Here is a 19,051-nt window from a genome sequence, read left to right as displayed (position 1 = left end):
AAAAAAAATAAAAACGGAGCTACAGCAGGAAGAAAGGAAAATAAACCAGATGAGTAACATTCAGTAATAAAACAGGTGTATGCCATTTTGAAAAACTCAATTTTAGGTTACCTTCGCCGAATGACAGAAAAGATCATCATTCTCGATTTTGGGAGCCAGTACACCCAACTCATAGCAAGGGCGGTAAGAGAAGCCAATGTTTATTGCGAAATTATACCCTATCACCAACCGTTTTCATTAACCGATGGTATTAAAGGTGTTATTTTAAGTGGTTCACCTTTTAGCGTGAACGATACAAATGCACCTATTGTACCTATTGCAAGCTATAATGAAGCCTTACCTGTTTTAGGAATTTGTTATGGTGCGCAATTAACTGCAAAAACGTATGGCGGCATTGTAAATAAAAGCAATAAAAGAGAATATGGACGGGCTACGTTATTATTACAAAAAAACGATGCGCTTTTCGAAAATGTACCCCCACAATCGCAGGTGTGGATGAGCCATAGCGACTCCATTCAACAACTACCCGGTAATTTTGAAATTTTAGCAACAACAGAAAGTATTCCGGTTGCAGCTTTTAAACACCACAGTACTTCACATAAAGGTTTGTATGGGCTGCAATTTCATCCGGAAGTATACCACTCTACAGAAGGGAAAACTATTATCAAGAATTTTTTGGTGAATATTTGTGGCTGCAGCCAAAACTGGACACCGGCCAATTTTATTTATGAAACAGTTGCAGCGCTGAAAGAAAAAATTGGTGATAAAAAAGTAATTATGGCCTTAAGTGGTGGTGTAGACAGTACTGTTGCTGCCACTTTAATCAGCAAAGCCATTGGAGCCAATTTATATTGCTTATTTGTTGACAATGGTGTATTAAGAAAAAATGAATATGAACAGGTGCTCGATACTTATCGCTTATTGCAACTTAACGTTAAAGGCATTGATGCCAAAGAACATTTTTATACCAAACTGGCAGGAAAAACGGATCCGGAAGAAAAAAGAAAAATTATCGGCAATACATTTATTGAAATATTTGATCGCGAAGCAAAGCATATGAACGATATCAGTATGCTTGGTCAGGGTACCATTTATCCTGACGTAATAGAAAGTGTAAGTGTGCATGGCCCATCGCAAACCATTAAATCCCATCATAACGTAGGTGGATTGCCGGATTACATGAAATTGGAATTGGTAGAGCCATTACGTTTTTTATTTAAAGATGAAGTAAGAAAAGTAGGTATTGAATTAGGTATACCAACTGAATTGATTAGCAGGCATCCTTTTCCCGGACCCGGTTTGGCCATCCGTATTTTAGGAGAAGTAACAGAAGAAAAAGTAAAATTATTACAGGAAACCGATGCTATTTTTATTGATTCACTTCGAACTGCCAATTTGTATCATAGTATTTGGCAGGCCGGTGCTATATTATTACCCGTAAAAAGTGTGGGTGTGATGGGTGATGAACGCACTTATGAATTTACGGTTGCATTGAGAGCGGTAACCAGTGTAGATGGAATGACGGCAGATTGGGCACATTTACCTTATGAGTTTTTAGCCAATGTTTCCAATGCAATCATTAATCAGGTAAAAGGAATTAACCGGGTGGTATACGATATTAGTAGCAAACCACCTGCTACCATTGAATGGGAATGATTTTTGTTTCATCAATACCAAGGTTTTGAACATTAAATTACTTTCATGAAATTAAAACTCCGATTGGCTTTAGTGAGTCTGCTGATGGTATTTACTACATGTTATGCACAGGTAATACCTATAAAAGTTGCCATCTTCTCACCATTATATATCGATTCTGCCTTCAATGGCAATACCTATCAGTTAGGTAATGCTAATTTGCCCAAACAAATACTACCGGGTTTAGAATTCTATAACGGCGCAATAGCGGCCATAGATTCTCTGCAAAAACAAGGTGTACAGGCTGTTGTTGTTGTATCTGTATATGATACCAAAAGCCAACGCCAACCTATAGATAGTATATTGAACAGTAATGATATACAGGATGTTAATTTTATCATTACTTCAAGTAATGACAGAGATGATTTAAAAAAATTAGCCAATTTTGCTCTATTACATCAAATTCCGCTAATATCAGCAACTTATCCAAACAACGCAGGTATTATCAACAATTCCTTCTTTATCATATTAAACTCTACGATACAAACACATTGCAGAGAAATTTACAAATACCTGCAACGCAATCATGCATTTGATAAAATTATATTATTTACACGAAAAGGGAGGCCCGCTGAAATTATTCAGTCCATATTTACCCAAATGAGTCATATTACGTATAGTATTCCATTAAAATATTTAACGGTACAATTACCCGACACATTTTCGGTTAAGCAGATTACACCTTATATGGATAGTACACGACAAAATATTTTAATTTGTGGTTCATTAAATGATGGTTTTGCATTACAATTAATTAAAGCAGCCAGCGATGCAAAAAATTATCCATCGCTGGTTGTAGGAATGCCCACCTGGGATGCCATGCCGGGCTTAGACCAACCCATGTTTAACAATGCCAGTATTGTATATACTACCCCATTTTACTGTAACCGAACTACTGCACTTTATAATAGTATTGCCGATAAATACAAACAACAACTAAACAGCTATCCCAGTGATATGATGCTGAAGGGCTATGAAACCGTTTTTCATTTCATTAAAGTTTGGCAACAATATGGTGCAGATGCCATCAATCATTTGTCCGACAACCACTTTACATTGTTTAATACGTTTAAAATTCAGCCAGTAAGAGATCAAAAAAACCTAGGAATTATCAACTATCAGGAAAATCAAAAGCTCTATTTTTTAAAAAAAATCGGAGGAGTGATAAAGTCTGTTAACTAATTGCAGAAATTGGCTTACATTTCTAAGCGCAAACCTTTCACCATCTTAAAAAAGTAAGTTTTGGACAATACCAATCTTGCATCTGCCAATTAAGGCATTTAAATACAATATAACTACCCTGGTGCATATATCAACTTTCATGGCACTACAAATTGTTTTAATTTTTTCGGTATACTAATTACGCTAATACAAATACCTGCAATCTGCTATTTGCAGTATATAGAAAGCAGTTATATTAATAAGCTTTTAAGCTAAAATGAGTTAACTTTAAACAAAAAAATGATGGATACCAATACAACTACTTTATTCGAATTTTTTGAAGATGCCAAAAAAGTGTTGCAGGATTATGTGAACATACAAATAAAAATCTTTAAATTAGAATTAATAAAAAAAAATGCAACCATTGGTGGCCTTTTGCTTTGGATGCTGATTTTTGTATTTTTATTTTTTGGTTTGTTGTTGTTTGCTGGATTTGCATTTAGCTTTTGGATGGGTGCCTTGTTACAAAATATTCCGGCGGGCTTTGCCATTACCACCATTATTTTTTCAATTTTAATTGTACTGATTACGCTTTTCAGGAAACAGTTGTGCATCAATCCTTTTATTAAAATTATTATACAACAACAAACCATCGATTTAGACGATTAAATAATGTAGCCCAATACAGTTATTTCTATTGATTCATTCAAAAAAAAATTATGCCACAGCCAACAAGCATCCGCAATTTATCTGAATTAAATGAAGCCATTCATCAATTAAAGCAACAAAAAAAAGAAATGGAATCAACCATTGCATTTAAATGGGAAATACTGCAGGAACAATATCCGGTATTGATTAAAAATACAATTTTCAAAAAATATCCCATACTCAAAAAAGGAAATATCTTAATTACTTTACTGGGCATTCCGGCCATTCAACAAAATGTTGAAAAGTGGTTACTTAAAGCCGGAACAAAAGCTGAAAACCTGGTTGACAAATGGATTGATTATTTGTTGAACAAAAAAGAAAGCAATACTTCCGTATAACGGACTTAACAAAATGCTAATAGACTTGTTACTTAATTTAGTTCAGCAAATCTATTCGGCATGTATCGGAAACAAACCATAGGAATTTTGTGTATTCTGGCGTTTATTACCTTATCTGCCACAATAACGAAACGTGATGATGATACAACCCCACAGCCCGAGCCTATACCACCCCAGCAACAGCAGCTGGGCAATGCACAAGAAGGTTACAAATATCTAATTACAGGCAATTATGTTAGCAGCGGGTTTCCGTATAAATTTTACAGAATTATTGCCGGAAAAGACAAGGATAATTACCTGAAACGTACCGGGAAAAATGCAAATGTTCCCTTTAGCTTTAATGTTATTAAAAATGAACAGGGAATTGATATTGTTGTGCCTAACTGCCTGCAATGCCATGCTCAGGTTTTCGACAAACACCTGTACGTGGGTTTAGGAAATAGTTTTATTGATTTTAGCAATACTAAAAAACAAAATACCATTCTAACCAATACTACATTCAAATTTTTAAAAGCAATTGCACCTAAACAATTTGAAGGAAGTAAAGCCATTGTACAATCTTTTAAAGCTATTTATCCCAACTTACAAACGGAAGTAAGAGGTGTAAATGCAGCCGATAGATTAGCGATGTTGTTAGTAGCACATCGCAATCCGGTTACCCTACAATGGAGCGATAGTAATTTATTAACTGTTCCCGATGAAGTGGTACCCACCGATGCACCAGCCTGGTGGTTATTGAAAAAGAAAAATGCCATGTTTTATACAGGTTTTGGCCGTGGCGATTTTGGTAAATTTTTAATGCTGAGTAATATTTTAACCGTAAAAGATACTACTGAAACTGCTGAAGTGTACAAACATTTTGCAGATGTGTTGGCATATATACAATCTATTGAACCACCTAAATATACAAAACCCATTAATCGGGAATTGGCCATGGAGGGCGAATTATTATTTACAACCAAATGCAGTAAATGCCACGGCAGTTATGGACCTAATAGCAGCTACCCAAACTTACTAATACCCGAAAAAATAATTGGTACAGATTCACTGCTTTTTAAAACAAATCAACAAAATCCACAGTTTATTCAGTGGTTTAATTACAGTTGGTTTGCCACCGGTAACCATCCTGCAAAATTGGTTCCTTACAATGGATACATTGCACCGCCATTAGATGGGATATGGATAACGGCCCCCTATTTCCATAATGGTTCTGTGCCTACATTAGAAGGTGTACTCAATAGTAAGAAGCGGCCTACATACTGGAGCAGAGATTTTAGAAAACCCTCTTACAATTATTCCACGATTGGATGGAATTATACAGCACATAAAAACGCCGGTGGCAGAAAAGTGTACAACACTACTCAGCCGGGTTATGGTAATTATGGTCATAATTTCGGCGATAATTTATCTGATGCAGACAGAAAAGCTATTATTGAATATTTAAAAACTTTGTAAGCCAAAAAAAGTCTAATCATGACATTAAAAAAATTAAATATAAACAATTTATTTTTACATACATTTTATTTATAAATCATTTTATCAGCGAAAGTAAATTAGTAATGAAAAAAAAATAATGACTTTTTACACAATTACCTTAATATTATTGTATAAAAAACACCCTATCTTTTCAATAGAATAATGAACAGGAAAAAATCAATAGGTTATACACTAATTGCTGAATATTTTAAAAGCAATCATCAAAAGCCTTTCCCATTTCAGGAAATGACATGGGATGCCATTAATAATGGTGAAAGCGGTTTAGTAAATGCACCGACAGGAATGGGTAAAACATTTGCAATTTTTTTAGGAGCATTGATTCAATTCATTGATCAGCACCCCACCCGAATGAATTTCATACAAAACGCAACAACGGACTGCAATTACTTTGGATAACCCCTTTAAAAGCATTGGTAAAAGATTTAGCCCGTGCCATGGAGAATACATTAGATTCTTTACAAATACCTTGGCAAGTTGGTATTAGAACCGGAGATACCACCACACAAGAACGATTACAACAAAAAAACAATTACCTGAAATTTTATTAATAACTCCCAAAAGCCTTCATTTATTACTTTCGCATACACAACACACACAATATTTTAAAACATTAAAAATTATTTCTGTAGATGAATGGCATGAATTGTTGAGCAATAAAAGAGGGGTTCAGGTTGAATTGGCCCTATCAAGGTTAGTTGCCTTACACAAGGCACAATCAAAAATTAAAATAAACAAAAATATTTGTATTTGGGGGATCAGTGCCACTATTGGTAATTTGGAAGAAGCCAAAAATGTTTTACTACTACCACTCAAAAAAACGGGCAGCATTATACAAGCGCAACAAAGCAAAAAAATTCATATTCATGCAATTATTCCAGATGAAGTAGAACGCTATCCCTGGGCGGGTCATCTGGGATTGAAATTAGTACACATAATTATTCCCATTATTGAGCAAAGTAATTCTACGCTTATTTTTATTAATACAAAGAGGGATGATGGAAATATGGTATCAAACCATTTTAGAAACTGCCCCACATCTGTCAGGAGCTATCGCCATACATCATGGCAGTATTGAAAAAGAATTAAGGGTTTGGGTTGAAGAAGCTTTACACCAACAAAAATTAAAAGCTGTTGTATGCACGGCAAGTTTAGATTTGAGAGTTGATTTTAAACCGGTAGATACTGTTATTCAAATTGGCTCACCAAAAGGAATTGCCCGTTTTATGCAATGTGCAGAAAGAAGCGGGCACCAACCTGATGCAGCTGCAAAAATTTATTTTTTACCTACCCATTCGTTAGAGTTAGCTGAATTAGCAGCATTAAGACAATGCATACAAAAAAATATTTTGGAAAACCTAACATCCATTGCTATTGTGTTATGATGTTTTGGTACAAGACCTATGCACCCCGGCTATTGGAGCAGGTTTTTATGCAGATGAATTATTGAATGAAATAAAACAAACGTATTGTTACCAACAGTTATCCATTGACGAATGGAACAATATACCACTATATTTAACCAATGGCGGTAATGCATTTCATGAATACGACGCTTTTAAAAAATTAGAACAGGATGAAGAAGGAAAATATGTCATTAAACACAGAAAAACCGCCCTGCAGCACAGAATGCATATTGGCACTATTGTAAGCGATGCCATGCTAAAAGTAAAATAGATGCATGGAGGCTATTTAGGTGTAATTGAAGAATGGTTCATCAATCGCCTAAAGGTGGGCGATAGTTTTGTATTGGCCGGGAAAAATGTAATACTCGTAATGATAAAAGATATGGCGGTATGGGTTAAAAAATTAAATGCTACCAACACCATTATACCCAGTTGGATGGGTGGCTGAATGTCGCTCTCTGCCAATTTAGGGGAACAACTGCGACAAACATGCTCAGATGCCTTAGCAATAGGGAGGAAATGAAAGCTTTGCAACCATTATTTCAACTACAGCAACAGCTATCCGTTATTCCACAAATACAGGAAATATTGGTTGAATTAATTCAGGAGAAAAAAAGTTTCCATATTTTGGTATATCCTTTCGAAGGAAGGTTGGTTCATGAAGCCATGAGCGCAATAATGGCATACCGACTTTCACAAAAAACACCCATTTCATTTTCTATCGCCATGAATGACTATGGATTTGAATTAATGTGCGATGAACCAATTGAGCTGAATGCTCAAACTATTCAAGCTTTATTTACTACCGATGAACTCTTAAACGACTTGCAAAAAAGTGTGAATGCCAGTGAAATGGCAGCAAGAGCATTTAGAGATATTGCTGTAATAGGCGGATTGATTTTTCAGGGATATCCGGGACAAAATAAAAAAACCAAGTATTTGCAGGCTTCTGCTTCACTGTTATTTAAAGTATTGAATGAAGATGATCCTCAAAATGTATTATTACAACAAGCTTACAAAGAGGTTTTTGAAAAGCAAATGGAAGAAGTAAGGTTAAGAACGGCATTGCAAAGAATTCAACAATCCAATATTATTATAACACAACCCAAACAATATACACCCTTTAGTTTTCCTATTATTGCCGATGGGTTAAGCCTCAACCATTTATCCTCAGAAAAATTAGAATACCGAATAAAAAAAATACAGCAACAGCTTTTACAATAACAACTGTTGCTGCATCCAATCAACTATTAATAAATCAGGTATTTGCGTTGGGTAGTGTATAAAATAATGAATAACAATAAAAAAGCATATCCAAAATAAGCAGTCCAACCGCTAATAGAAGCCATTCCTAATAAAATAACGGTAGCAATTACCGGGAAAAGTTCACCAATTAGCCACATATAGTAGCCCTGCATTTTCAGCTTACGCATATCTATTGCACCTAAAATACATAATATAGCACCAATTAGGGTAACCACCAAAATGGGCAACTTGTTGGTAGCTGCTTTTCGCATTAACTCCATTGCTTCAGGAGAGTAAAAACTTTTGGCAAAATCGGGTAGTTTGGCAAAATCGGGGCTATTCATTAATTTCTCCATCGCCGCTAAACTTTTTTCGGCGTTGATGTATTGGTATATGCCGGATAAAATAGCAATACCACTCCCAATAAAAGTTAAAATAGTTAATACCTTCAAGCTGCCATATTTAGGCGCCATTGGCATGTCTGGTTGCAGTTGAGTGTCGGTCATCATATTATTTTTTTTGTTGCAATAAATATAATACACCCCTTTTATACAGCAAAATTTAGTTACATAAAATTATGCCATTTGTTGATACATTTGTTCCTATGCAGGCGCCATATTTATTTCAATTACTTGGTCAGCACCTATGGTTATCATCAGAAAAATGTATGCTTTGGAAGGAAGAAGCAATTCTCATTCTTTCTGATGTACACATTGGCAAAACCGGGCATTTTAAAGAAAATGGCATTCCGGTTCCGGAAGCTTTGTTTAAAGAAGATATGCATCGGCTGTTTCATGCTATCGCTGTTTTTCAACCCAAAGCAATTATGGTAGTTGGCGATTTATTGCACAAAAAAAATAATGAAGATGCGGCGCATTTTTTTAAGTGGAAATCTGATTTTGGAAACATTCCATTTCATTTAATTAAAGGTAATCATGATGTGCTGCCGGAACAATGGTATGCCGATGCAGGTATTATATTACATAACGAATGGTTATACAAAGCACCATTTTTATTAATGCATGATATGGCAGATATAATTCCGGAAAAATACAAAAATGCTTATATCATTTCAGGACATATTCATCCGGGTGTACGTGTAAAAATTACTGGAAAGCAACATATTAAATTACCCTGTTTTTATTTTGGTAAACAACATGCCATCCTTCCTGCATTCAGTAATTTTACTGGTGTTGCTGTTGTTAAGCCCGGCAAAAAAGAAAAGGTATTTGCCATCGCCAATCAACAAATTATTCCTATAGCATGATACAAATTGCTTTTCATCCATTATATGCACATGCATTACCTGTGGGTCATCGCTTCCCAATGGAAAAATATGAATTAATACCGGCACAGTTAATGCATGAAGGTACTATTAGCAAAGAAAATTTATTTTATCCGGATGAGATAGATGATGAAATTGTTTTATTAACCCATGATGCGGCCTATCTTCAAAAATTGAAAACGCAAACACTAACTGCTGCAGAGCAAAGAAAAATAGGGTTTCCGCAATCGCCTGCTTTAACTAAAAGAGAATGGATAATAACACAAGGCACCGTTTCCTGTTGCCATGCTGCACTAAAAAATGGGGTTTCACTCAATGTGGCCGGCGGTACGCATCATGCTTTTAAAGATCATGGAGAAGGCTTTTGTTTGTTGAACGATTTTGCCGTTGCTGCCCATTATTTATTACAACAAAAATTAGCCAACCAAATTTTAATAATAGACGTGGACGTGCATCAGGGGAATGGAACGGCATCAATTTTTAATAACCATCCCGAAGTATTTACATTTAGCATGCATGGAGCGTACAATTATCCATTCAACAAAGAAATTTCAGATATTGATTTGCCTTTGGCAGATGGAGTGGATGATACAATTTATTTGAAACAATTGTATGAAGCATTGGAGTTTTTGTTGCCAACAGTAAAACCCGATTTTGCATTTTATCTTTCAGGCGTTGATGTACTGGCTACTGATAAATTTGGAAAATTGAACATCAGCATACCAGGTTGCAAAAAAAGAGATGAAATGGTATTTTACACACTGAAACAACAAGGCATTCCCGTTGTTGTGGCAATGGGTGGCGGATATTCACCCCACATTCGCACCATTATTGAGGCGCACTGCAATACATTTAGAACTGCCTTACATTTGTATTAATCTGTTTTTTTTCAACTGGTTGTAATCAATAAAATAAATAAACTTTGCGGAAATTTGGTTACTGAGTGGCGATGAAAATGATTGTATTAAATTATTAATGTATTTATTGTATTGTGTTCCATCAATGGTTACATCAGGTCCAATTGCATTTTTCCAGGCAACAATTAAACGACTTCCTAACCGAAAATCCCAGGTATAAAAAGCATCTACATTCAATGCATTAAAATTATCATCGTAGCCGGGTTCAAGTGGCCGTTCTAAATCCTGAAAATATCCTTCATTATTTACATTAAACATTTTTACATAATGCACTTTACTCCAATAATGCCTAACCCTAACAATCAAATTCATTCTTGCCTGAAAATTATAAATTACATTCAATACATTATCCATACGCTCTACCCTGCGTTGCCCAATTACAGGTGCATTGGTAACGGCATCAAAATGCGACCAGCCAAATTCACCTGCATCAAATTCTTTTTTACTGTTTAAACTAAGCGTAAACTGATTGTTGAAACGGTATCTAATTCCACCGCTTACTACTGAGTAAGGAATGGCATCTTTATAATCGTATGCAGAGGCATAACCAACTCCATAGTTAAAAAAGAATTTTCTTCTACTATCTGAACTACCGAAAATGCCTGCAAAAGCATAAGGTACTCTTTTGAGTTTGGTACCCGGCATTCTCAGTTCAAAATAGTCGTTACTCCAAATTGGGCTACCCGACACTTCTAATGAAATATCATAAAAATTCTTAAATACTTTTAAGAAACTGGCATTGTAATTCAAACTGCTGAAGGCATAGGGTTTATAGAGGTTTTGATAATTAATGCTAAACCGATAAACTTTAAAGTTGTAACGCTTACCGGGTTTGTATTGATTATAGGAAACAGAGCCAAAATAACTTACTTCGTTGGGTGCTTTCAAAAATCCTAAATCGTTTGGATCGTATTGATCGCTTTCAATATTATTCATAATATTCCATTGCCACAAACCACTTACTTTACCAAAACTATTTTTTAATTTAAACCCATTGTGCGCAAAGAGGCCGCCCACCGTGCTAAAAGCAGCCTTCGACTGCAGATTATATTTGTTCTCTTTATCAAATAAACTAAAATCTACCACGCTTACATTGGCCATTTTATCGCCGCCACGCCTCAATACATTGGCATTGGTAAAAGTAATACTGCTTCTATTGGCCAAAGCCTGATCTAAAACAATAATATTATAATTTGATAATGGTTCCGTTTCAATACGGTGTAACTGCCCACTCTTATCTTTCAAGCCGGCATACATGGGTGCTGTTATGCCATTGAAAATTCCAATGCCTAAATTATGCCTGGTTCTGCCGGAGAATTTTGTAGCATTGTATAATTGTGTTAAAGATGGATTTTGAAGAATGGTATATCCGCTATCTGTTGCCAACTGATTAATACTATCATACAATCTGGGCGTTTTCCCAACCCTGCGGGAATAAAAAATCCCTGCTTTATTAAACAATTCGGTTCCTTCAGTAAAAAAGGGGCGGTTTTCTGCAAACTGAACTTCATAAGGAGAGAGATTCAATATCACATTATCACTCAATGTTTGTCCAAAATCGGGTACCAAAGTCATATCTAAAGTAAAGCTTTCATTCACACCATATTTTACATCCATTCCGCCATTATGAATGGCATTTTGAATAGTACCGGTAGCAGTGGGCACAGTGCTGTAACCTGCAGAAATGTAAGGCAGAAACGACAACCGCAACGGGGGTTCTAAACTTTCTAATCCGGTTAATAATCCAAATTGATTCACTAATCCGGAAACGGTTGGACTTACTTTATTCCAATAACTGGATTCATTCAGCCGGCGAATAGACCGGTAAAAATTAATACCCCATTCCTGTACCTCTTTCTTTGCAAAACGAAGACTCATGTATGGAATTTTCATTTCTACAATCCAGCCATCAGCAACAATACTTACATGGCTATCCCAAACAGCATCCCAATTGTAATCCACCCCATTATTGAAAGTATTGTTTCCTGAAAGCTTCGCGTCACTTTGCACATTAGCAGCCGTTACACTAAACATGAATGCATTTTGGCCATCATGATAGGTATCAAAAGAAACTGCAAATACATCCACATCCTGCCTTTGTTCTCCATCCCGTAAGGTGAATTGTCTTCTTATCAGTTTTGGATCATCATACAAATATGCAGCAATATAAATAGCCGAATTATCGTATATAATTTTTACAACTGTATTTTTAGATGCAGGCAACCCAAATTCTGGTTGTGTAATAATAAAATTGGTGGCTGCCTCTGCTGCAGTCCATTCCGGTTCATTTAAAATACCGTCAATTTTTATGGAATGTTGCGTTCTAAATGCCTTTACCTGTTTTACCTGTGCCTGAATGGTAAAATTGATGAACAATAAAAATAAGAATAATGTAATTTTTCCTTGCATGGGTTCATACTCCTTCACTCCAAAACTAAATAGAAATGAAAAGCGCAGAGTACAATTTTAGGATGAATGGCAAATAATGAGTGATGTAACAAATACAAATAAAAAAGCCGTTCTAAAAAGAACAGCTTCTTTCATTCATAAAAATCATCCATCATTATCCAATATCCAAGCCTAATTCAGTTTCTTTTTTAAAGTAGAAACCTGTGCCTGTAAATTATTCACCATACCTGCCAACTGATTTACATCCCAGCGCTGCACCGTATTGGCTTTTTGTAAAATAAACAATGCTTTCCATACTTCCAGAATATCATCCGTAGCTACTGCATAGGGTTCATATATTGGATTATCGCTCACCAGCGTTAATTTATTTTTGGCACGGTTATTTTTTAAAATTCTTTTGTAAACAATACCATCTTGTTTAGACAGTACCACATAAGTATTGCTGGATTTTACTTCTTCAATATCCTCTACTTTTTCCCCAACAATTACACTGCCGCTGGGTGTAGGCAACATGCTATCACCAATTATTTCAAATGCACGATATTGGCCGGGCGCCAGCATGGGTAGGGTAAACGTGTTGAGTTCGTCTAAAAAATCGGTATCTGCATAACCGGCTAAATAACCGGCTGCAGCTTTTACCGGAACAAAAGAGATGATAGCAGAACCCGAGGATGCCATTTTTAATTTTCTTCTTTGCTCCAGATAACTGCTTCCTTTTGCAGCGGATAATTCTTTTAAGAGTAATTCATCCAAACTTAGTTTAAACAATTGTGCTACATCTTCCAGCACTTCTAATTTTGGTTCGGCTCTTTCTTCTTCATATGCACCAATTAAGGAACGTTTTACACCTAATTTCTGTGCAAATTCTTCCTGAGTATAGCCTCTTAATTTGCGGAGGTATCTTAAATTTTTTCCGGCAAAACTCATAAACTAATGATTTTAGCCGCAAAATACTAATTTTTTTAGTTAACAAAAAATATTTTTTTATTTTCTTTAAAAATATTTTCATTTACCAGTTTGCCCGGGCCGATGGAGAAACACTTAAATCGGAAAACTGTTCTGCCTGAAATTTGTAATAGGCAGTTATAGCAATCATGCCTGCATTATCGGTACAATATTCAAATGCCGGTATAAAAGTATCCCACCCGTTTTGTTTTCCCATCATTTCAAATGCAGTACGCAGGCCTTTATTGGCACTAACACCGCCGGCTATGCATAATTGCCTGATGCCGGTTTGGTGAGCTGCTAATTTCAATTTTTGTAATAATATTTTAATAATGGTAGCCTGAATAGAAGCACATAAATCGTTCAAATGATTGGCAACAAATTCAGGTGACTGCTTCTGCAGAAAATAAAGAACGGATGTTTTTAACCCGCTAAAAGAAAAATTGAGGCCGGGCACCTGTGGTTCGGCAAACTTAAAAGCGGTTGCATTACCGGTTTGCGCATGTTTATCTACTAAAGGACCGCCGGGATAGGGCAGGCCTAATAATTTGGCGGTTTTATCAAAGGCTTCGCCCGCCGCATCATCAATGGTTTCACCTAACACTTCTAAATGCAAAGGGCTATGCGCCAACACAATTTGTGTATGTCCCCCACTTACCGTTAAACATAAAAATGGAAAACCCGGTTTTCTTTCACCAATTAAATTGGCCAGAACATGCGCCTGCATATGGTGTACTGCAATTAACGGTTTATTTAAACCCAATGCCAGCGATTTGGCAAATTGGGCACCTACCAGCAAACTACCCAATAAACCCGGCGCCTGTGTAAATGCAATGGCATCGATGTCAGCTAACTGTATTTGCGCTTTTTTCAATGAAGCTTCTACAACAGGTACAATATTTTGCATGTGTGCACGGCTGGCCAATTCAGGAACCACGCCACCATATTGTGCATGTATGGATTGATTGGCAATAAAATTAGACAGAATAATTCCATCAGTACAAACTGCGGCTGAGGTTTCATCGCAGGAAGATTCAATAGCTAAAATAGAAACAGACACAGATAAAAATTTTGGCAAAAGTACAGGCTATTTGCTTCGTATGGCCACAACAGGATCCATTTTTGCGGCAATAGAGGCCGGAATAATACCCGATAAAATTCCCAATACAATACAAATACTCAATGCCAATACAATGATGTTGGGTGCTATAAAAATAGGAAAAGGTAACACCTTACTCAGTGCCATGGTAAGTATCCAAACCAAAAACAAACCGAGTAATCCGCCAATCACACATAAAAATGCACTTTCTAACAAAAACTCGGTTAAAATAGTGCGTTTTTTGGCACCAATGGCTTTTTTTAATCCAATTTGGCTGGTACGTTCCCGAACGGTTACAAACATAATATTGGCTACACCAAAAGCGCCCACCAATAAACTTAAACCGGCTATAGCCCATCCGCCCAAATTCAACGAACCAAACAATCCGTTTAAAGAATTACCCAACAAATTCACATCATTCAAAGCAAAATTATCTTCCTGCTGCGGACTTAACTTCCGTTGTTGCCGCATAATGCCCTTCAACTCATCAGATAAACTGGCTGTAGCAATATTGTTTTTTGCCTGCACCATAATAAAAGGGCTGCTTTGTTTAATATTGTAAATAGAAGCAAAATACCGATAAGGTAATAAAATACAATCATCATAATTAAATCCGCCCAATAAACTATTGCCCTGCTTTTCCAGCACACCTACAATGATGGCTTTGTGGTGGTTAAAATCTATTTCTTTACCAATTGCTTTTTCAGCATTGCCAAACAATTCTTCAGCTACTTTATTGCCAATTACTGTGGCATTGGTGCCATAGGTAAAATCGTAATCGCTAATGTAACGTCCAACCGCAACGTTAATAGATTGTATTTTATTAAAATCTTCTGTAACACTGTAAATGTTTGTATTGGTTAAACTATTGTCACCATACGATAAAGTTGCATTTTGCGAGGCAAAAAATGCCATTGCATCAGCCAACTTGCTTTTAGCCTGAATAAACTTCATTTCATCATAAGTTGGAGTTGGCCGTTTTACGAACTTCCACCAGGGATACTCTCCGCCCCCGCCATATTCCCATTTATCAATATAAATAGTATTATTACCTAAGGTTTGCACCTCCCCTTTTACCTTTCGTTTTAAACTATCTACCGTAGCCAATACGCCAATAATGCAAAAAATACCGATGGTGATACCGAATAACGACAAAAAAGTACGCAACTTATTTACCCTTAATTCCTGAAGAGCCATTTTAAAACTGTTCCAGATAATGGTGAGCAATTTTATCATAAACCAAATGTAATGTGTTATTTCACATTTTTTCAAATTATTGGTTCAGCGTATATTAATAAGGATGAGCGCAATAATTCAACAATGAACTGAATTTAAATTACTACAATAAAGCCGGGCATATTTTTTTCAAAGCAAATAAAATTTCAAATTGTTAAACAAAGGTTGTGTTTACATCATTAAAATGCAGTAAAAATGGCATTCTTCGCTTCTATACATCAACAAATACCAACAAATACTGTTATTTGAATAAATGCATTTTGCAAAAAATAAAAAAATCATTTTGTTATAGCATTGCTGTGAATTGTATTTTTGCAAAGATTTTTTTTTCAACTTCAATTCTGCTATATGACCTGGAAGCAAGTGTTTACCTCTTCGGTAGGAAAAAAATTAGTAATGGGTTTAACAGGGGTTTTCCTGATTTTGTTTTTAGTAGTGCATGCCGGTTTAAATGCCTGTATTTGGGCAGATGATGGCGGTATTATGTTTAACCGAGCAGCTAATTTTATGGGTAGCAATATTGTACCCCGAATTTTAGAAATTGGTTTGTTCATTTTTATATTTCTCCACATTATTCAGGGTTATGTTTTAGAAGCGGGTAACCGTAGTAAACGTAAAGTAGGTTATGCCATTGCATATGGTAACCGAGGTAGTAAGTGGTACAGCCGCAGTATGGCTATTTTAGGAACCATACTTTTATTGTTTTTTATCGTACACTGGAAACAGTTTTGGATACCCTCCAGATTTACCGGTGTAGAAGAAGTAACACTGCCCAATGGGTTGCAGGTGCATAATTTATATGCACTCATGCGTGATACTTTTTCGCAGTTATGGGTAGTTATATTCTATGTAATTTGCTGCATTAGCTTAGGTTACCACTTAGCACATGGCTTTCAAAGTGCATTTAAAACTTTAGGTGTACACAATAAAAGATACCAGCAAATGCTCACTTCATTTGGGTATGGTTTTGCCATTGTGATTCCTGCCATTTTCGCATTGATGCCAATTAGTTTTTATTTTCATTTAATTAGCTGATTGAAAAAATATAATAGCAAAAAGGAACCGCTTCATTCAACAAAAGAAGTTTTCCTTTATAAAAAATACCAATTTTAATCTACAAAAAAGTAGTACCATGTTAGAATCAAAAATTCCTGCCGGCGCTTTAGAACATAAATGGACCGATTATAAAGGACATTGCAAATTGGTAAACCCCGCCAACAAACGGAAGTTAGAAATTATTGTAGTAGGTACCGGTTTAGCCGGAGCCAGTGCTGCTGCCAGTTTGGGCGAATTGGGTTATAAAGTAAAAGCTTTCTGCTTTCAAGATAGTCCGCGTAGAGCACATTCTATTGCTGCACAGGGTGGAATTAATGCGGCCAAGAATTACCAAAATGATGGTGACAGTGTTTTTCGTTTATTTTATGATACTGTAAAAGGTGGCGATTACCGCAGCCGAGAAGCCAACGTATACCGCCTTGCCGAAGTAAGTGCCAATATTATTGATCAGTGTGTGGCACAAGGCGTACCCTTTGCCAGGGAATATGGTGGTGTGTTAAGCAACCGTTCATTTGGCGGTGTGCAAGTACAAAGAACTTTTTACGCTGCAGGGCAAACCGGTCAGCAATTACTCATTGGTGCCTATCAGGCTTTAGAACGCCAGGTGGCATTGGGCAATGTAAAAATGTATGCCCGCCATGAAATGCAGGAAATTGTGGTAATTGATGGGAAAGCAAGAGGTATTATTGCAAGAGATTTGATTTCCGGAAAATTAGAAAGACATTTCGGCCATGCGGTACTATTGTGTAGTGGAGGTTATGGTAACGTGTTTTATTTGTCGACCAACGCAATGGGTAGCAATGTAACTGCCGCCTGGAAAGCGCATAAAAATGGCGCATTATTTGGCAATCCCTGTTTTACACAAATACATCCTACCTGTATTCCCGTAACCGGCGATCATCAAAGTAAATTAACCTTAATGAGCGAATCATTAAGAAATGATGGCCGTATATGGGTTCCCAAACAAAAAGGAGATACGCGTAAAGCCAGCCAGATACCTGAAGAAGAAAGAGATTATTATTTAGAAAGAAGATATCCTGCATTTGGTAATCTGGTACCTCGTGATGTGGCTTCCAGAGCTGCAAAAGAAAGATGTGATGAAGGATACGGTGTAGGCTCTTCTAAACAAGCAGTTTATCTTGACTTTAGTGCCGCTTTTGAAAGATATGGTACAACAGAAGCAGGTATTCACGGTATCGATAATCCTTCAAAAGAGCAAATTATATCACTCGGCAAACAGGTAGTAAAAGAAAAATATGGTAATCTTTTCGATATGTATGAAAAAATTACCGGCGAAAATCCTTATGAAGTTCCCATGCGCATCTACCCTGCAGTACACTATACCATGGGTGGCTTGTGGGTTGATTATGAATTAATGACTACTGTAAAAGGATTATATGCATTGGGTGAAGCTAACTTCTCTGATCACGGTGCCAACCGCTTAGGTGCCAGTGCCTTAATGCAGGGCCTTGCCGATGGTTATTTTGTAATACCCTACACCATTGGAAACTATCTGGCAGACGAAATTTACAACAAACCTATTTCAACCAATCATGAAGCTTTTCAAACCGCAGAAAAAAAGGTACAGGAAAGATTAGAAAGCCTGATGAGTATTCAGGGTACACAAACTGTAGAAAGTTTTCATAAACGCCTCGGTAAAATTATGTGGGACAAATGTGGTATGGCCAGAAATGCCAATGGTTTACAACAAGCCATTACCGAAATACAACAGCTCAAAAAAGAATTTTGGAGTGACGTTAAAATACCCGGCGGCATTAATGAACTGAATACAGAATTAGATAAGGCGGGCCGCGTTGCCGATTTTATTGAATTAGGTGAATTAATGTGCATAGATGCATTAAACAGAAATGAAAGTTGTGGCGGACATTTCAGGGAAGAATACCAAACACCCGATGGTGAAGCATTAAGAGATGATGCGAATTATATGTATGTAGCTGCCTGGGAATACAAAGGTGAACACAACTGGGAATTACACAAAGAACCTTTACAGTACGATGTAATTAAACCCACCCAAAGAAATTACAAATAAATAACTG

19 protein-coding genes and 1 pseudogene are annotated in these 19,051 nt (G+C 36.4%); 15 read left to right on the top strand and 5 right to left on the bottom strand.

Annotated elements, in window-relative coordinates; all coding sequences use genetic code 11:
* Window positions 1-120 precede the first annotated feature (120 nt).
* From guaA to EO766_RS09485, 11 genes and pseudogenes are all read left to right on the top strand, one after another.
* Window positions 121-1,656 carry a glutamine-hydrolyzing GMP synthase gene (gene guaA / locus EO766_RS09530; RefSeq protein WP_074419907.1) on the top strand — a complete coding sequence of 512 codons (1,536 nt, stop codon included), beginning with the start codon at window positions 121-123 and terminating at the stop codon, window positions 1,654-1,656.
* Between the two features lie 45 nt (window positions 1,657-1,701).
* Window positions 1,702-2,877, top strand: coding sequence for a hypothetical protein (locus EO766_RS09525; protein WP_074419908.1), 1,176 nt, complete (start codon window positions 1,702-1,704; stop codon window positions 2,875-2,877).
* A 279-nt stretch (window positions 2,878-3,156) separates the two neighbouring features.
* Window positions 3,157-3,525 carry a hypothetical protein gene (locus EO766_RS09520; protein ID WP_074419909.1) on the top strand — a complete coding sequence of 123 codons (369 nt, stop codon included), beginning with the start codon at window positions 3,157-3,159 and terminating at the stop codon, window positions 3,523-3,525.
* 50 nt (window positions 3,526-3,575) lie between these two features.
* Window positions 3,576-3,902, top strand: coding sequence for a hypothetical protein (locus tag EO766_RS09515; RefSeq protein WP_074419910.1), 327 nt, complete (start codon window positions 3,576-3,578; stop codon window positions 3,900-3,902).
* A 60-nt stretch (window positions 3,903-3,962) separates the two neighbouring features.
* Window positions 3,963-5,357, top strand: coding sequence for a c-type cytochrome (locus EO766_RS09510; RefSeq protein ID WP_074419911.1), 1,395 nt, complete (start codon window positions 3,963-3,965; stop codon window positions 5,355-5,357).
* Window positions 5,358-5,540: 183 nt separating this feature from the next.
* Window positions 5,541-5,795: a DEAD/DEAH box helicase gene (locus tag EO766_RS09505; protein ID WP_287100940.1), complete on the top strand. Its 255-nt coding sequence runs from the start codon at window positions 5,541-5,543 to the stop codon at window positions 5,793-5,795.
* Between the two features lie 14 nt (window positions 5,796-5,809).
* Window positions 5,810-5,947: a DEAD/DEAH box helicase family protein gene (locus EO766_RS09500; protein ID WP_287100939.1), complete on the top strand. Its 138-nt coding sequence runs from the start codon at window positions 5,810-5,812 to the stop codon at window positions 5,945-5,947.
* The gene (locus tag EO766_RS18435) at window positions 5,911-6,474 is read left to right on the top strand and encodes a DEAD/DEAH box helicase (RefSeq protein WP_353744834.1); all 564 of its coding nucleotides are present in this window, start codon (window positions 5,911-5,913) and stop codon (window positions 6,472-6,474) included. Before EO766_RS09500 ends, EO766_RS18435 begins: the two co-directional genes overlap by 37 nt.
* Window positions 6,392-6,781: a helicase-related protein gene (locus EO766_RS09495; protein ID WP_287100938.1), complete on the top strand. Its 390-nt coding sequence runs from the start codon at window positions 6,392-6,394 to the stop codon at window positions 6,779-6,781. Before EO766_RS18435 ends, EO766_RS09495 begins: the two co-directional genes overlap by 83 nt.
* Window positions 6,765-7,250, top strand: a pseudogene (locus tag EO766_RS09490) (hypothetical protein). Before EO766_RS09495 ends, EO766_RS09490 begins: the two are co-directional and overlap by 17 nt.
* Window positions 7,251-7,321: 71 nt before the next feature.
* Window positions 7,322-8,026 carry a DEAD/DEAH box helicase family protein gene (locus EO766_RS09485; RefSeq protein WP_287100937.1) on the top strand — a complete coding sequence of 235 codons (705 nt, stop codon included), beginning with the start codon at window positions 7,322-7,324 and terminating at the stop codon, window positions 8,024-8,026.
* A gap of 26 nt (window positions 8,027-8,052) precedes the next feature.
* Here the strand turns inward: EO766_RS09485 and EO766_RS09480 are convergent, their stop codons facing one another.
* Window positions 8,053-8,556 (bottom strand): hypothetical protein, encoded by a 504-nt coding sequence (locus tag EO766_RS09480; RefSeq protein WP_143439383.1) that lies wholly within the window; start codon window positions 8,554-8,556, stop codon window positions 8,053-8,055.
* A 68-nt stretch (window positions 8,557-8,624) separates the two neighbouring features.
* Between EO766_RS09480 and pdeM the strand changes: the two genes are divergently transcribed.
* Together pdeM and EO766_RS09470 are read left to right on the top strand one after the other, a co-directional pair.
* Entirely contained in the window at window positions 8,625-9,314 is a 690-nt protein-coding gene (gene pdeM / locus EO766_RS09475; protein WP_081301275.1) for a ligase-associated DNA damage response endonuclease PdeM, read from the top strand.
* Window positions 9,311-10,210: a histone deacetylase family protein gene (locus EO766_RS09470; RefSeq protein ID WP_074419913.1), complete on the top strand. Its 900-nt coding sequence runs from the start codon at window positions 9,311-9,313 to the stop codon at window positions 10,208-10,210. Before pdeM ends, EO766_RS09470 begins: the two co-directional genes overlap by 4 nt.
* Here EO766_RS09470 and EO766_RS09465 read toward each other — a convergent pair.
* The 4 genes from EO766_RS09465 to EO766_RS09450 all read right to left on the bottom strand — a co-directional run bounded on the left by EO766_RS09465 (window position 10,196) and on the right by EO766_RS09450 (window position 15,938).
* Entirely contained in the window at window positions 10,196-12,658 is a 2,463-nt protein-coding gene (locus tag EO766_RS09465) for a DUF5916 domain-containing protein (RefSeq protein WP_143439384.1), read from the bottom strand. The genes EO766_RS09470 and EO766_RS09465 overlap by 15 nt on opposite strands.
* Window positions 12,659-12,829: 171 nt before the next feature.
* Window positions 12,830-13,585 (bottom strand): XRE family transcriptional regulator, encoded by a 756-nt coding sequence (locus EO766_RS09460; protein WP_074419914.1) that lies wholly within the window; start codon window positions 13,583-13,585, stop codon window positions 12,830-12,832.
* 82 nt (window positions 13,586-13,667) lie between these two features.
* The gene (gene tsaD, locus EO766_RS09455; RefSeq protein ID WP_081301277.1) at window positions 13,668-14,663 is read right to left on the bottom strand and encodes a tRNA (adenosine(37)-N6)-threonylcarbamoyltransferase complex transferase subunit TsaD; all 996 of its coding nucleotides are present in this window, start codon (window positions 14,661-14,663) and stop codon (window positions 13,668-13,670) included.
* 27 nt (window positions 14,664-14,690) lie between these two features.
* Complete coding sequence (locus EO766_RS09450) at window positions 14,691-15,938, bottom strand: ABC transporter permease (RefSeq protein ID WP_074419916.1); 1,248 nt, start codon at window positions 15,936-15,938, stop codon at window positions 14,691-14,693.
* Window positions 15,939-16,286: 348 nt separating this feature from the next.
* On the opposite strand from EO766_RS09450, the gene EO766_RS09445 reads away from it, so the two are divergent.
* Window positions 16,287-16,973 (top strand): succinate dehydrogenase cytochrome b subunit, encoded by a 687-nt coding sequence (locus EO766_RS09445; protein WP_074419917.1) that lies wholly within the window; start codon window positions 16,287-16,289, stop codon window positions 16,971-16,973.
* Window positions 16,974-17,070: 97 nt separating this feature from the next.
* Window positions 17,071-19,044: a fumarate reductase/succinate dehydrogenase flavoprotein subunit gene (locus EO766_RS09440; RefSeq protein WP_074418518.1), complete on the top strand. Its 1,974-nt coding sequence runs from the start codon at window positions 17,071-17,073 to the stop codon at window positions 19,042-19,044.
* Window positions 19,045-19,051 lie beyond the last annotated feature (7 nt).

Source organism: Hydrotalea sp. AMD, assembly GCF_004100315.1.
In the GTDB taxonomy this organism is placed as follows: Bacteria; Bacteroidota; Bacteroidia; order Chitinophagales; family Chitinophagaceae; genus Hydrotalea; species Hydrotalea flava.
Note: the sequence above shows the minus strand (reverse complement) of the source record. Positions and strands in the feature narration are given on the sequence as shown.